The sequence below is a fragment of the Neokomagataea tanensis genome (assembly GCF_006542335.1).
Lineage (GTDB): Bacteria > Pseudomonadota > Alphaproteobacteria > Acetobacterales > Acetobacteraceae > Gluconobacter > Gluconobacter tanensis.
In genome coordinates this window covers 2,357,290-2,371,288 of the sequence record NZ_CP032485.1, presented here as the reverse complement: position 1 = coordinate 2,371,288, position 13,999 = coordinate 2,357,290, and the positions used below count along the sequence as shown (strand labels likewise).

General features: G+C 52.1%; 14 protein-coding genes. 6 read left to right on the top strand and 8 right to left on the bottom strand.

The features are described from left to right. Positions 1 to 92: 92 nt before the first annotated feature. Positions 93 to 1,424 carry an adenylosuccinate lyase gene (purB, locus tag D5366_RS10725; RefSeq protein ID WP_141493633.1) on the bottom strand — a complete coding sequence of 444 codons (1,332 nt, stop codon included), beginning with the start codon at positions 1,422 to 1,424 and terminating at the stop codon, positions 93 to 95. A 120-nt stretch (positions 1,425 to 1,544) separates the two neighbouring features. Between purB and D5366_RS10720 the strand changes: the two genes are divergently transcribed. From D5366_RS10720 to D5366_RS10695, 6 genes are all read left to right on the top strand, one after another. Next, entirely contained in the window at positions 1,545 to 2,126 is a 582-nt protein-coding gene (locus D5366_RS10720; RefSeq protein WP_141493956.1) for a YjbE family putative metal transport protein, read from the top strand. 16 nt (positions 2,127 to 2,142) lie between these two features. Next, complete coding sequence (locus tag D5366_RS10715) at positions 2,143 to 4,008, top strand: lytic transglycosylase domain-containing protein (RefSeq protein ID WP_141493632.1); 1,866 nt, start codon at positions 2,143 to 2,145, stop codon at positions 4,006 to 4,008. Continuing rightward, positions 3,998 to 4,483: a CinA family protein gene (locus D5366_RS10710; RefSeq protein ID WP_141493631.1), complete on the top strand. Its 486-nt coding sequence runs from the start codon at positions 3,998 to 4,000 to the stop codon at positions 4,481 to 4,483. Before D5366_RS10715 ends, D5366_RS10710 begins: the two co-directional genes overlap by 11 nt. A 97-nt stretch (positions 4,484 to 4,580) precedes the next feature. Next, complete coding sequence (locus D5366_RS10705) at positions 4,581 to 5,393, top strand: MetQ/NlpA family ABC transporter substrate-binding protein (RefSeq protein WP_205839585.1); 813 nt, start codon at positions 4,581 to 4,583, stop codon at positions 5,391 to 5,393. Further along, the gene (locus D5366_RS10700) at positions 5,390 to 6,421 is read left to right on the top strand and encodes a methionine ABC transporter ATP-binding protein (protein WP_141493630.1); all 1,032 of its coding nucleotides are present in this window, start codon (positions 5,390 to 5,392) and stop codon (positions 6,419 to 6,421) included. The genes D5366_RS10705 and D5366_RS10700 overlap by 4 nt, the downstream gene beginning before the upstream one ends. Then, entirely contained in the window at positions 6,402 to 7,064 is a 663-nt protein-coding gene (locus tag D5366_RS10695; RefSeq protein WP_141493629.1) for a methionine ABC transporter permease, read from the top strand. The genes D5366_RS10700 and D5366_RS10695 overlap by 20 nt, the downstream gene beginning before the upstream one ends. 59 nt (positions 7,065 to 7,123) lie before the next feature. Here D5366_RS10695 and D5366_RS10690 read toward each other — a convergent pair whose 3' ends face one another. The 7 genes from D5366_RS10690 to pdhA all read right to left on the bottom strand — a co-directional run bounded on the left by D5366_RS10690 (position 7,124) and on the right by pdhA (position 13,934). Continuing rightward, positions 7,124 to 7,372, bottom strand: a complete 249-nt coding sequence (locus D5366_RS10690; protein WP_141493628.1) for a hypothetical protein — start codon at positions 7,370 to 7,372, stop codon at positions 7,124 to 7,126. Between the two features lie 71 nt (positions 7,373 to 7,443). After that, positions 7,444 to 7,896, bottom strand: coding sequence for a type II toxin-antitoxin system RatA family toxin (locus tag D5366_RS10685; RefSeq protein ID WP_141493627.1), 453 nt, complete (start codon positions 7,894 to 7,896; stop codon positions 7,444 to 7,446). Beyond that, a complete protein-coding gene (gene lipA / locus D5366_RS10680) occupies positions 7,896 to 8,897 on the bottom strand; it encodes a lipoyl synthase (protein WP_141493626.1) in 1,002 nt (333 codons plus the stop codon). Before lipA ends, D5366_RS10685 begins: the two co-directional genes overlap by 1 nt. Before the next feature lie 3 nt (positions 8,898 to 8,900). Beyond that, positions 8,901 to 10,307, bottom strand: a complete 1,407-nt coding sequence (gene lpdA, locus D5366_RS10675) for a dihydrolipoyl dehydrogenase (protein ID WP_141493625.1) — start codon at positions 10,305 to 10,307, stop codon at positions 8,901 to 8,903. A 3-nt stretch (positions 10,308 to 10,310) separates the two neighbouring features. Then, complete coding sequence (locus D5366_RS10670) at positions 10,311 to 11,552, bottom strand: pyruvate dehydrogenase complex dihydrolipoamide acetyltransferase (RefSeq protein WP_141493624.1); 1,242 nt, start codon at positions 11,550 to 11,552, stop codon at positions 10,311 to 10,313. A gap of 6 nt (positions 11,553 to 11,558) precedes the next feature. Next, a complete protein-coding gene (locus D5366_RS10665; RefSeq protein ID WP_141493623.1) occupies positions 11,559 to 12,926 on the bottom strand; it encodes a pyruvate dehydrogenase complex E1 component subunit beta in 1,368 nt (455 codons plus the stop codon). Between the two features lie 3 nt (positions 12,927 to 12,929). Next, positions 12,930 to 13,934, bottom strand: coding sequence for a pyruvate dehydrogenase (acetyl-transferring) E1 component subunit alpha (gene pdhA, locus D5366_RS10660; RefSeq protein ID WP_141493622.1), 1,005 nt, complete (start codon positions 13,932 to 13,934; stop codon positions 12,930 to 12,932). Between the last annotated feature and the right edge of the window lie 65 nt (positions 13,935 to 13,999).

The window sequence follows — 13,999 nt, the reverse complement described above, 5'->3', positions numbered from 1 at the left end:
TCTGATGTGTCAAGCGGAGTATTCCGCTCCCATAGCATTACAGCGCGTGAACTGCGAGGGGCGGATGATAGAAGCATCCGCCCTGTGGTTTTTTAGCCGAAAACGCGCGTGAAAATACGGTCAACTTTGGCAAGGTGCTGTGCAGGGTCAAAGGCTTTGTCGAGCACGGATGCATCAATGCGGTCTTTGACGTCTGGATCAGCGTCCAGATTTTCGCGGAAGCTACGGCCATCGGGTTGGCCCAAGCGTGTCCAAGTTGCCATCGCATTGCGCTGAACAATCTTGTAAGCGTCTTCGCGGGAGATACCGGCGCGAGCTAATGCCAGCAGAACCTCGCCAGAATGGACGACGCCACCAAGGCTTTCCATGTTTGCGATCATTTGATCTGGATAGACAACCAGCTTTTCCATCATGCTGGCCATGCGGATCAGTGCGAAATCAAGGCCGATCGTCGCGTCAGGGCAGATGTTGCGCTCAACAGCGGAGTGGCTGATATCCCGCTCGTGCCACAAAGCGACGTTCTCAAGCGCGGGAACAACGTGTGAGCGAATCAAACGTGCCAGACCTGTCAGGTTTTCAGACAGAACTGGGTTACGCTTGTGCGGCATGGCAGAGCTGCCTTTTTGCCCCTTATGGAAGAACTCTTCAGCTTCGCGCACTTCTGAGCGTTGCAGATGACGGACTTCTACAGCCAAACGCTCAATACCGCTGGAAATGACGCCGAGCGCACAGAAAAATGCAGCATGGCGGTCACGTGGGATGACCTGCGTTGATACGCTCTCGACTTCGAGGCCGAGCTTGGCTGCGACGTATTCCTCAATAGCCGGGTCAATATGTGCGTAGGTGCCAACCGCACCAGAAATTGCACATACCGCAATTTCTTTACGCGCTTGAACCAGCCGCTCACGACCGCGGGCAAACTCTGCGTAGTGCCCTGCAAGCTTTAGGCCAAAGCTGGTCGGCTCAGCATGGATAGCGTGGCTACGACCAATGGTAACAGTGTTTTTGTGCTCGTAAGCGCGTGTTTTTAGCGCTTCCAAAGCTCGGTCCATATCTTCAAGCAGAAGGTCTGCTGCTTGTGTTAATTGGACAGAAAGGCATGTGTCCAGAACGTCCGAAGACGTCATGCCCAAGTGAACAAAGCGGCTTTCAGGGCCGACTTTTTCTGCTAGCCATGTAAGGAACGCAATGACGTCATGGCGCGTTTCAGCCTCGATTTCATCAATGCGTGCCAGATCAGCATCGGAGAAGGCAGCAAGTGCGATGTCGCCTTTTTCGCGGATGATGCGGGCGGCTTCGACGGGAATGGCGCCTTGCTCAGCCATAGCTTCGCATGCGAGGGCTTCGATTTCGAACCAGATGCGGTAGCGATTGGCGGGGGACCAGATTGCGGTCATCTGGGGGCGGCTATAGCGGGGGACCATGCGAACTCCGAAAAGCGTGTGGGTCACGACCTTAAGGTCTTTACGGGGGTTGCTTAGACCAAATACGAGAACATTGCACGGATCGCTTTTAGGAAAGCACAACCTTTGTCACCCGATTCTATGATTCATACCCTTTTTGCTCTCGCACAAGTCACGTTGATTGACGTCACTCTTGCGGGAGACAATGCCGTCGTAATCGGCCTCGCAGTACGCCAGTTGACTGGTCGGGACCGGACAAGAGCGATTTTTGCAGGCACACTTTTATCCGCAGTTCTGCGTATAGTTTTGGCTCTGGTAGCGGTGCAGCTATTATCTATCGTCGGCTTGACCTTGGCTGGCGGATTGCTGCTGCTATGGGTTTGTGCCCGTATGTTCCACGAGTTTCGGCATGAGCAGAGCGGCCCAACAATAGATGCGCCTTCCAGCTTAAAGACAGCCATTGTCAGGATCATTGCAGCTGATCTGTCTATGAGCGTCGATAATGTGCTGGCTGTTGCCGGCGCCGCGGTTGGCCACCCTTGGGTTCTGGTTTTTGGCCTCGTAGCTTCTGTTTTGATGATGGCGCTTGCTGCCTCGTTTATTGCCCGACTCCTTGAGCGTTATAAGTGGATTGCCTGGGTCGGCCTTGCGATTGTTCTATTCGTCGCTGTGGAGCTTATCGTCAAAGGTGGCGGTGAAGTCTGGCAGCATGTTGTTTATTAATCATAGAGCAGTTCCTATGCGGTTACGTGCAAAGTCTGTCATTGCCTCCATCATCATAGGGGCCACTGCCCTAGACACCGCTCAGGCGGCGCCGCTATCTGCGCGCCTGCAAGAATGGCTGCTTCTGACAAGTGCCGACGGGGCCGGATTTAGCGCCTCACGGTACGGGAGTTTCTTGACAAGTGGGCCGGTCTGGCCTGAGCAGAGCCGCATAATGTGGCGTTACCAGAAGGCACTTTCGCAGGAAAATGACCCGGGCCAACTGCAAGCGCTTTGTCCAGCGTTACCGCTCAGCTTGCCCGAGGCTTTCTTGAGATGCGTGGCTTATCTGCCGCACGCCATCGCTGGAGCGCGTAGCTTATGGATAAGTGGTGCGGTTGATGGTGCTCAAGAGGCTGCTTTTGAGCAGCGTTTTGGCTCGGGCTTTACCTCCAAGGATCAATGGCAGCGCTTTGAGACTTTAGATGGCGCAGGCAAGCTTACCTCGGCACGTAGGCAAATCTCCCGTTTGGCGCCACAAGATGCTGCCTTGGCCTCGGCGCGCTTATCCATGCACTACGCATTACCTGATGCGGAAAGTGCATTCTTGTCTTTATCTGAGGCGCAGAAAAATGATCCGATCATTTTGCGGTATTATTCCCGATATCTAAAACGGGCTGATCGTTTGGATGATCTTCAAGCGCTATGGAATGAGCGGATATTCGCTCTTCAAAAACAAAGTCCTACGACTGCATGGACTAACGAGCGCCTTACATTGGCGCGGACTTTTTTACTATTCAACCGCATCGAAGATGCGTTGAAATTCTCAGACGATCAAACGCTTTCCCTAGACACTACGGCACGCTTAGAAGCTGAAGAATTAACTGGATACATAGCACTCAGAGCCCTTAAAAATGCGGAAATGGCATTGCCGCATTTTGCAGCCTTGCAGCAGGCTCAGCCGCTTCGCTTCCGTGCTGCGGGTTGGTATTGGGCTGGCCGGGGCTATGCTCTGCTGGAAGATGACGATCGCGCTCAAGAGGCGTTTAAAGAAGCATCATACTACCCAACCATGATTCATGGTCAGCTTGCCCTTGCTGAATTAACGGATAAGACAGCGCTACTGAATGGCGAAACCAAAAGCGATGCGTTTCTGGCAGAAATGCATAAGCTGCTCACCCAGCAGGTCCAGCCCCAAACACAACCTTTGCAGCGCCTAGACCTGGTTGATGCTGCACGAAGCTTGGCCAACAGCGGAGATTATGATCATTCGCGGCTTTTCTTGTTGCTGCTGCAAACGGTAAATCCCTCCCCATCAGGGCAGAAGGCTGTTGCGGATTTGTCCTTACAGTTGAACGTCCCCGCGGGTGCTGTGGCTGCGTCACATAGCCTCGCGCGGTTGGGGTACAGTTTGTATCCGCAAGGTTACCCAAACCCATGGCCAGTCGATGCAGATTTGCCTGAAGGCATTATACTAGGCGTTGCCCGGCAAGAAAGTGCATTTAATCCTGACGCATTGAGCGCAGCGCATGCTGTCGGTTTGCTGCAACTTTTACCGGGTGCAGCACGAGACGTTGTGCGGCGCGCTCACCTCAAAGGTTTCAATGTTTCAGCGGAGGGATTGAAAGATCCGCAGACAAACCTGACAGTCGGCAGTGCTTATATTCGCCAGCTTCTGGAGCGTTTTGACCACGTAATTCCGTACGCTTTAGCCTCTTATAATGCTGGCCCGCACAGGGTGGATACATGGTTAAAGGCGAACCCGCCTGTCGCAGATATCAACGATGAAACATTGCTCGATTGGATAGAGCGTCTGCCCTACAGGGAGACGCGGTCTTATGTTTTAAATATCGAAGCGAATATTACGCTTTACGCCGTTGAAAGCGCTTTTCATGATAACTGACCCCCTCATTGCCAAAGCAGAAGAGGTTCTTGAATTTTTAAGAAGCTACGATGAAAAACTCGTCACCGTGGAAAGCTGCACAGGCGGCTTGATTGTTGCATCCTTGACCGAAGTGCCGGGGTCGTCAGATGTGGTTGAAGGCGGACTTGTCACATACTCCAATCTTCTCAAACGCCAACTGACAGATGTAAGCCTTGAAACGCTGGAAGCCCATGGAGCCGTAAGCGAGCAGACAGCCAGACAAATGGCGGAAGGTGCTTTGACACGGACGCAAAGTGCAACGGTGTCTGTCGCGGTTACGGGTATAGCTGGGCCAAGTGGAGGGTCTGCCTATAAGCCTGTAGGAACCGTCTGTTTTTCCATTGCTCGACGAGGGCTTGAGACCCAGTCGGAAAGTTGTTTCTTCAAAGGTGACAGGCACACAATAAGGCAAGCTAGCGCTCTTCGTGCGTTGGATCTTATCTTGTCACGTTGATAAATCGGTGTTTCGGATAGACTTTTGTCGTTAATGACATTATCTGTTCGTCAAATCGTTTATTTTGTGGTCTTGTTTTGTGTTAAAGGATGCTTGCATGCTTTCTCGTCGTCATACTCTTTTGGCCTTTGCGGCGTTCATGGGGGCCGCATCCTTTGGACACATCAACGCTGAAGAAGGCACCCCTACTCCTCTACGTGTCGGCATCATGTCTGGCGAGGATGAGGACGTCTGGCGTGTTGTGTCACAGAATGCTCTTAAAAATGGCTTGAAGGTGGAGGTTGTTACCTTCTCAGAGTACAATCTGCCTGATGAGGCACTGGCAGAGCACGACGTCCAGGCAAATGCCTTCCAGCATGGGCCTTTTTTGAAGGCGCAAATTGCAGCCCATGGTTTCCATATTGTGCCGGTCGGAAACATGTATGTTTCACCGATTGGGCTATATTCCACCAAGTGGCACAGTGTCTCCGAGTTACCTAAAGGTGCAAGTATTGGTGTGCCAAACGACCCAAGCAATGAAGGTCGTGCATTGTTACTTTTACAAACTCAAGGTTTGATAAAAGTCTCGGACAGCGCGGGCCTTTTGCCAACTGTACTAGATATTACCGATAATCCACGCAATTTAAACGTGAAAGAGTTAGACGCTGGGGTTGTGGGTCGCGCATTGTCCGATCTTGACGCGGCAGTGGTTAATACGGATTGGGCACATAAGTCAGGAATTGATGTTGTGCATCAGCGCATTGCACAAGAAGCTCTGCAAAATAATCCGTACACGAACTTCATCGCTGTTAACGAAGAAGACGCGAAGGCTCCTTGGGTCAAAAAGCTAGTCGATGCCTATCAGCAGCCAAATGTTAAAAAAGTTCTGCTAGATGTCTACCATGGCTCGACACTGCCAGCATGGCCATGAGTGTTCTTAGTGTTGCGGGGCTTTGGCATAGTTTTGCGAAAAGCCCTGTTTTAAAAGATATTTCGTTTGAGGTCGAAAAAGGCGAGATTGTTGGTCTTATTGGCCCATCTGGCGCAGGAAAATCGACATTACTGCGTGCCTTGTGTGGCTTGGAAAAGCCTGACCAAGGGAGCGTAGTACTCCAAGGTCAAGACATTACAACGCTGGCAGAGCGGGATTTGCGGAAGGCTAGACAGAATATAGGTTTGGTCTTTCAGCATTTTAATTTGCTGCAAACAAAGACCGTAGCTCAAAATGTAGCCCTACCCCTAAAAATAGCGGGTTGGTCGTCAAACGACATAAAAGCCCGCGTTAAAGAACTGCTGGAACTGGTTGGTCTTGGCGAGCACAGCGAAAAATATCCCGCACAATTATCGGGAGGGCAAAAGCAGCGGGTCGGTATAGCGAGGGCGCTAGCGAACGCGCCGTCCCTGCTTTTGTGTGACGAAGCTACTTCAGCACTGGACCCGCAGAGCACGACGGCGGTACTGGACCTTCTGAGCGATATAAATCGCAAACTGGGTTTGACCATTATCCTCATTACGCACGAGATGGACGTCATTCGCCGCTTTGCTCAAAGAGTATTGGTGCTAGATCAGGGAGAACTCGTTCACAACGGCGCGATACTTGATCTCTTAACGCGCTCCAACAACCCGCCCGCTGTTCAGGCCCTATTGAACGAAACCCGCCCTGCTCTGCCCCACACCCTACAAAGCAATCTAACGAACAAGCCCCTTGAGAAGCATTTAAGTGTGGTAAGAGCGCTGCTCGTAGGGGATGAAGCATCGACGGCGTTCATTTCGGATATTTCGATCCGCTTTGACCTCAGACTGGTGCTCATTTCAGGGGGAGCAAGTTTGTATGCCGGCGTACCGACGGTTGATATGGTGTTCACCCTTGATAAGCCTTTGTCGGAAGAGATGACCGCGTATCTTTCCGATAGGACACAACTCATGGAGGTTTTGGGTTATGTCCCGGCTCATTATTAATCTGGTCTGGCAAGCCACGGAACAGACACTTGTGATGGTCCTCGCCGCAGGATTAATTTCAGTTCTAGTGGGTTTGCCGCTCGCTGTTATTGTGTTCTCGGCAAGTCGGAAAGAATTATATGGTAATCCTTTCATAGCAAAACCTATTAGCTTACTTATTGATGCACTTCGTGCGGTGCCATTCATCATATTATTGGTGATTTTGTTGCCTGTAACGCGCTGGGTCGTGGGTACGTCTTTGGGTACCGCTGCGGCAATTGTTCCTTTATCAATTGCTGCAATTCCGTATTATGCACGTATTGCTGAGATCGCTTTAAGAGGCGTTGACACGGGTCTGATCGAGGCCGTGCAAGTAATGGGCGGCTCCCGGTGGATGGTGATTTGCTACGGAGTTATCCCTGAAGCTCTGCCCAGCCTCATTAGCGGTTTGACTGTTACATTGATTACTCTAACTGGCGCATCCGCAATGGCAGGGGCTATTGGCGCCGGTGGCTTGGGGGACTTAGCTATTCGCTACGGCTATCAGCGTTTTAATACCCAAGTGATGATAGCTGTTGTCTTCGTATTGATTGCCCTAGTGGGATTAATTCAAGCTCTTGGTAATTGGGCAGCCAAACGAACTTCACCTCAAAGAGGTGCATAATAAAACACCCGCTTTGGAGCTTTGTCCAAAGCGGGTGAACTGCGTTGCAGCTTTAGAAATTACTGACCGCTTGAAGCCGGTGCTGGTGCGGGCGCTGCTGGAGCAGGTGTCGCAGGGACAACTGGCGTTTGTGCCTTTTGCAGCGAACCACTGTTGAGAGCGTCCGTTGCTGGGTCCGAAACAGCCTTCTTGGAGACTGTCTTGGTTGTCTTCTTGTGGTGATGGCCGTGGTGCTTTGCCAGTGCAGGCGATGAAACTGAAGCTGCTGCTGTGAGAGCGACTACTGCGAGGAGAGCTTTTTTCATCATGACATTATCCTTTGTCGTAAGATGATCCTTGTTCCTCTTCTTTAACGCTCTCCAGATAACGCGGTTTTAAATCACTTCGCTTTTTCTGCGAGACTTACACCATAAATGTCTCTAGCACGTTTGATAAAAGCAGATACCATGAGGCGCACACCCTCATTGAAAACAACACCCATTGCATTTTGCAAAAGCCGAGATTTGAACTCAAAATCTACAAAAAAATCTACAAGACACCCGCGTGGATCGGGGGTGAAAGTCCAAACGTTGTTCAGGTATCTAAAAGGGCCTTTTTCGTAGCGCACGTGGATACGCGTCGGGCGCTCAAGGGTCACGCGGCTGGTAAAACTCTCCCGGAATGGACCAAAACCGACCGTAAGATCAGCAACAAGTTCCTTTTCGGTGTGGCTTTTGACAACGGCTTTAACACACCAAGGCAGGAATTGTGGGTACTTGCCTACATCCGCGACAAGATCGAAAAGCTGCTCAGGCGTATAAGCAATGAGGCGCTGTTCGGCATGGGTAGGCATCAGGCGATGTCTTTCAGTCGGCTGTTTCGGGCGGCGCGCAGTTGAGCAAAATCGCTGTCCGCATGGTAAGATGAGCGTGTAAGAGGTGACGCACTGACCTGCAGGAAGCCCTTGACGCGCGCTGTCTTAGCGTAACTTTCAAAGGCTTCAGGCGTTACAAAATCAGCTACGGCGGCATGTTTGGGGGTCGGTTGAAGATATTGTCCCAACGTCAAGAAATCGACGTCCGCAATACGAAAATCATCCATGACCTGCCACACCTCCAAGCGTTCTTCGCCTAATCCTAACATAAGCCCGGATTTTGTGAAAATCGTTGGGTCGAGGCGTTTTACCCCGTCTAAGAGACGAAGAGACTGGTAATACCTAGCCCCGGGCCGAATGGTTGGGTACAGGCGCGGAACAGTCTCGATATTGTGATTAAAAACATCGGGGCGAGCTTCAACGACAATCTCCAAAGCGCCATCTTTGCGCATGAAGTCAGGCGTAAGGATTTCGATCGTTGTGGTGGGAGATGCGTCCCTGATAGCGTTGATGACACGCGCAAAGTGTCTTGCGCCGCCATCAGGCAAATCATCGCGGTCAACGGATGTTATAACAACGTGCCTTAAGCCTAATTTGGCTACGGCTTCCGCAACGCGTCGCGGTTCGTCAGCGTCGAGGGCTTTTGGCAAACCAGTCGTCACGTTGCAGAAGGCACAGGCCCTAGTACAGATTTCGCCCATGATCATCATGGTCGCATGCCGCTGGGACCAGCACTCTCCGATATTGGGGCAAGCGGCTTCTTCGCAAACCGTAACGAGGTTGCTATCGCGCATCAGTTTCCGTGTCTCATGGTACACGGGGTGGTTCGGCGCTTTAACCCGTATCCAAGCTGGTTTTCGCTGGATTGGGTTATCGGGCCGGTGCGCTTTTTCCGGGTGGCGGAGCCCTATTTTGGGCTCCACTACCGGCGGCGCAATACCTAAAGACTGGCGGTGATCGATCGTGATGCGTTGTGACATGTGTTAGATATGTAATGCGCCGTCGAAGGCAGACAAGGTTGCTTCATGCATCGTTTCTGAGATTGTTGGATGCGGGAAAACCGTTTCCATCAACTCTGCCTCGGTCAATTCGCCTGTGCGGGCGATGACGTAGCCTTGGATCATTTCCGTAACTTCTGCACCGATCATGTGAGCGCCGAGAAGTTCGCCTGTTTTAGCATCGAAAACAGTTTTCACCATGCCTTCGGTTTCACCCATAGCGACGGCTTTTCCGTTGCCGATGAAAGGGAAACGCCCAACTTTTACTTTGTGCCCGGCCGCAATCGCCTTCTCTTCGCTCAGACCTACCGATGCGATTTGAGGACGAGAATACGTGCAGCCTGGTACGTTGAGTGCATGCAGTGGCTCAGGAGAACGCCCAGCAATTTTCTCTACGCAAATGATACCTTCATGGGATGCTTTATGCGCCAACCAAGGTGCGCCAGCCACATCGCCAATTGCATAGATACCCGTTTCACCCGTACGGCAGAATTCGTCCGTGATGATGTGTGTGCGGTCTACCTGAACTTTGGTACCTTCAAGGCCGAGGTTTTCCACGTTTCCAACAATACCAACGGCACAGATGACGCGGTCGACAGTCAGGTCAACTTTCCCTGCGGCGCTTTCAATCGTGGTTGAAACTTCGTTTTCACCCTTGTTTAGCGGGCCAACTTTAGCGCCGGTAATGATTTGCATTCCTTGTTTTTCAAAGGACTTGCGGGCTGCAGCACTAATTTCAGGATCTTCCGCGATGAGGATGCGGTCAGCGACTTCAGCGATCGTGACCTCTGACCCCATGTTGCGGTAGAACGAAGCAAATTCAATGCCAATCGCGCCAGAGCCGATGACCAGTAGGCGCTTTGGCAGCTCTTTTGGCGTCATTGCCTCGCGTGCGCTCCACACAAGCTTGCCATCTGTTTCAAGCCCTGGAAGCTGACGAGCGCGAGCGCCGGTCGCAAAAATGACATGTGGCGCTTTGAGCGTTACTACTGCTTGACCATCTTTGGAGATGTCGACGCGATGCGCCTCCCCTTCACGGCCATTCAACTTAGCAAACCCGTCATAGGTTGGGACTTTAGCTTTTTTAAGCAAGTGTCCAATGCCGCGGCCCATTTGGCGTGCGATAGCGCGTGAGCGCCCTACGATTTTTTCAAGGTCGAAAGAAACATTGCCGGCTGAAAAACCAAAAGCACTCAAATTGTGCAGTTGATGATGGATTTCAGAAGAACGAAGAAGTGCTTTGGTTGGGATACAGCCCCAGTTCAGGCAAATCCCGCCTAAATGCGTGCTCTCTACAACAGCAACGCGCAGACCCAACTGGCTAGCACGCAACGCAGCAACATATCCGCCCGGACCGCCGCCGATCACAATCAGATCAAAGAGTTCAGACATGGGTCAGATCACCAGAGTGTAAGGATTTTGAACGATATCGCGCAAGCTGTTAAGCCATTGAGCACCCAGAGCACCGTCAATAGCGCGGTGATCGACGGATAATGTCGCGGTCATGACTGTTGCAATTGCCAGTTGACCATCGCGGACGACGGGGCGCTTTTCACCAGATGCAATGGCAAGGATTGCGGCTTGAGGCGGGTTAATGATCGCGCTGAAATCCCGCACCCCGAACATACCCATGTTCGAGATTGAGAAAGTACCACCTTGAAACTCTTCAGGCTTCAACTTGTTGGCGCGTGCACGCTTGGCTAGGTCTTTCGCTTCAGCGCTGATGTCACGCAAGCTCTTGGTGTCAGCATTGCGTATAATCGGCGTAATCAAACCATCGGGTATGGAGACGGCCATTGAGATATCAACATTCTCAAAATGTAGCGTCTCAGCTTCTGTGAACTGAACATTCACACCAGGCGTTTTCTTCAGAGCAAGGGCAACAGCCTTGATCATCATGTCGTTAACCGAGATTTTGAAAGCACCATCCTGAGCGGCACCATTAAGTTTGGAGCGCAGTGCTAACAGAGCATCCAATTCGATATCGACGGATACGTAGAAATGAGGAACCTGCGTTTTGGATTCCGTCAGACGGCGCGCAATGACTTTACGCATGGTCGAGTTGGGCACGCGTTGGACCGTGTCGCTCGGAGAGACCGACTGTTGCGGCGCTGTCGGGGCGACTTTGGGCGCTGCTGGTTGAACAGCATTTTTCTGGACATCACGCTTGAGAATACGGCCGTTTGGTCCCGTTCCCTTCAATGTATCCAGTGCAATCCCTTGTTCGCGTGCCATGCGGCGAGCCAGTGGAGAAACGAAAATACGCTCACCGGAGACGTCGCTTGCCTGTTCACCGGGTTGCTTGATCGCTTGTGCCGTTTGGGCTGGCTCAGATGGTTTTGCGCTGACGCCTGCTTCCTTGGGTGCCTCGGAAGGAGACGCAGGAACACTCTCACCTTCTTCAACCAGAACAGCGATCGCCGTGTTCACAGCAACATTTTCTTGGCCTTCAGCGACGTAAATGCGGCCCAAAATGCCTTCATCCACCGCTTCGACTTCCATGGTTGCCTTATCGGTTTCGATTTCAGCAATCACTTCGCCAGATGTAACAGTATCACCTTCGGCTTTCAGCCAACGAGCAAGCTTGCCTTCGGTCATGGTCGGCGAGAGGGCCGGCATCAGAATTTCAATGGCCATTGTCGATCAATCCCGGAATAGCTTGCGAACAGCATCCACGACCCAATCAGGTTTTGGAAGTGCCAGTTTTTCAAGGTTTGCTGCATAAGGCAGCGGAATATCGAGTCCACATACCCGTGCTGGGGGTGCGTCAAGCCAGTCAAAAGCCTGCTCGACAGCAACGGCACAGATTTCAGATCCGATACCCGCTACCGGCCAGCCTTCTTCAACGGACACAATACGGTTCGTTTTTTTCAGGCTCTTAACGATTGTTTCTGTATCTAGCGGACGGATTGTACGCAGGTTGATAACTTCTGCGTCAATGCCTTCTTCAGCCAGTTTTGCCGCCGCATCAAGAGCAACGCCGACCATGATAGAAAACGCAACAAGCGTAACGTCTTTACCTTCGCGTTCGATCTTTGCCTTACCGATTGGAAGGATAAAATCTTCGTCTTCAGGGCACGGAAATTTCTGCCCGTAGAGAATTTCATTCTCAAGAACGACAACCGGGTTCGGGTCACGGATAGCGGCGCGAAGCAAACCTTTTGCATCTGCCGAAGACCATGGTGCCACAACCTTTAGGCCGGGAATATGTGCATACCAACTCGCGAAGCACTGGGAGTGCTGCGCACCAACACGCGCTGCTGCGCCATTTGGGCCGCGGAACACGATTGGACACCCCATTTGTCCACCGGACATATAAAGCGTTTTGGCGGCGGAATTGATGATGTGGTCAACAGCTTGAAGCGCAAAATTCATTGTCATGAATTCTACGATTGGCTTCAGACCCGTCAGCGCAGCGCCAACAGCCATGCCGGCGAAACCGTGTTCGGTAATAGGTGTGTCGATAACGCGCTTTTCACCAAACTCGTCTAAAAGACCTTGGCTGACCTTATAGGCGCCTTGGTACTGGGCTACTTCCTCGCCCAAGAGGAAAACGTCTTCGTCACGGCGCAGTTCAGCTGCCATGGCGTCACGCAACGCCTCACGCACTGTTATGTCGCGTGTCACGCCCCAGTCTTTTTCAGCTTCAACCGTTTTGGAAACAGGAGCTGTTACGGGTGCGTCTACAGCTGCAGGTGTGCTGGACTCTGATGGCGTTGAGGCTGGTGCTGCAGGTGCTAACAGAGCCTCTGCGGCAGAGATATCTTCGCCAGCTTCAAGCAAAACAGCAATTGCTGTGTTCACAGCCACATTTTCGGTGCCTGCTTCAACGAGGATTTTGCCGAAAATGCCGTCTTCCGTGGCTTCGACTTCCATGGTTGCTTTATCGGTTTCGATCTCAGCAATCACGTCACCAGATTGGACGCTGTCCCCCGGTTGGCGCGTCCACCGTGCGATGGTGCCTTCTGTCATCGTGGGAGACAGAGCCGGCATCAAAACGAGAGATGCCATTGATCAGCCCTCCACCAGAATATCGGTCCAAAGTTCGGACGGGTCCGGCTCTGGGCAAGTTTTTGCGTATTCAACAGCGTCAGCGACAACGGCTTTAACGTCATCATCAATGCTTTTCAGCTCCGCTGGGTCCATGCCCCACTTCGCCATTTCTGCTTTCAGGCTCTCAATCGGGTCGCGTGTGCGGCGCATTTCTTCGACTTCGTCACGAGCACGATACTTTGCTGGGTCAGACATGGAGTGACCGCGGTAGCGATATGTTTCCATTTCAAGGAGGTAAGGCCCCTTGCCTGCGCGGCAATGTGCGATGGCTTCTTGCGCGGCTTGATGCACGGCTAAGACGTCCATTCCATCGACTTTCCGACCTGGAATACCCCAAGCAGCCCCGTTTTGAGACAAGTCTTTGGACGCTGATGAGCGTTCGATGGAAGTGCCCATGCCGTAGCGGTTATTTTCAATGACATAAACGCAAGGCAGTTTGTGGAGGGCCGCTAGGTTAAAGCTCTCGAAAACCTGTCCCTGAGATGAGGCACCTTCGCCGAAATAAACAATAGCGACTTCATCAGTGCCACGATACTTGTTGGCAAAGGCCAGACCTGTACCGAGTGCTACCTGAGCGCCGACGATGCCATGCCCGCCATAGAACTCCTTTTCACGGGAGAACATGTGCATGGAGCCGCCCTTTCCGCGGGAATAGCCGCCTTCGCGCCCCGTAAGCTCAGCCATAACACCGCGTGGCGTCATGCCAGCAACAAGCATCTGGCCATGGTCACGGTAGGACGTGATGGATTTGTCACCCTGCTTCATGTGCAGGCCCAAACCAACCACTACGGCTTCTTGGCCAATATACAGATGGCAAAAACCACCGATCAGGCCCATTCCGTATAGCTGACCAGCCTTTTCTTCAAAACGGCGCACAAGGAGCATGTCCTTGTAAGCCCGCTTCATCGTCTCCGGCGGAAGCGCCGGACCATTCCCTTTGACAGGAACGGACGCCGTTTCGTCCATGGCGGTCTCCTGAAAAAATAAGATCTCGTTACGAGCCTGTGCTCATAACAGTAATTGAGGGTGTT

Bases quoted from the DNA above. Each gene is read 5' to 3' on its own strand.
- lipA (WP_141493626.1), bottom strand. From the start codon at position 8,897: ATGTCACAACGCATCACGATCGATCACCGCCAGTCTTTAGGTATTGCG.
- D5366_RS10670 (WP_141493624.1), bottom strand. From the start codon at position 11,552: ATGGCCATTGAAATTCTGATGCCGGCCCTCTCGCCGACCATGACCGAA.
- D5366_RS10695 (WP_141493629.1), top strand. From the start codon at position 6,402: ATGTCCCGGCTCATTATTAATCTGGTCTGGCAAGCCACGGAACAGACA.
- D5366_RS10715 (WP_141493632.1), top strand. From the start codon at position 2,143: ATGCGGTTACGTGCAAAGTCTGTCATTGCCTCCATCATCATAGGGGCC.
- D5366_RS10710 (WP_141493631.1), top strand. From the start codon at position 3,998: ATGATAACTGACCCCCTCATTGCCAAAGCAGAAGAGGTTCTTGAATTT.
- lpdA (WP_141493625.1), bottom strand. From the start codon at position 10,307: ATGTCTGAACTCTTTGATCTGATTGTGATCGGCGGCGGTCCGGGCGGA.
- pdhA (WP_141493622.1), bottom strand. From the start codon at position 13,934: ATGGACGAAACGGCGTCCGTTCCTGTCAAAGGGAATGGTCCGGCGCTT.
- D5366_RS10700 (WP_141493630.1), top strand. From the start codon at position 5,390: ATGAGTGTTCTTAGTGTTGCGGGGCTTTGGCATAGTTTTGCGAAAAGC.
- D5366_RS10720 (WP_141493956.1), top strand. From the start codon at position 1,545: ATGATTCATACCCTTTTTGCTCTCGCACAAGTCACGTTGATTGACGTC.
- D5366_RS10690 (WP_141493628.1), bottom strand. From the start codon at position 7,372: ATGATGAAAAAAGCTCTCCTCGCAGTAGTCGCTCTCACAGCAGCAGCT.
- purB (WP_141493633.1), bottom strand. From the start codon at position 1,424: ATGGTCCCCCGCTATAGCCGCCCCCAGATGACCGCAATCTGGTCCCCC.
- D5366_RS10665 (WP_141493623.1), bottom strand. From the start codon at position 12,926: ATGGCATCTCTCGTTTTGATGCCGGCTCTGTCTCCCACGATGACAGAA.
- D5366_RS10705 (WP_205839585.1), top strand. From the start codon at position 4,581: ATGCTTTCTCGTCGTCATACTCTTTTGGCCTTTGCGGCGTTCATGGGG.
- D5366_RS10685 (WP_141493627.1), bottom strand. From the start codon at position 7,896: ATGCCTACCCATGCCGAACAGCGCCTCATTGCTTATACGCCTGAGCAG.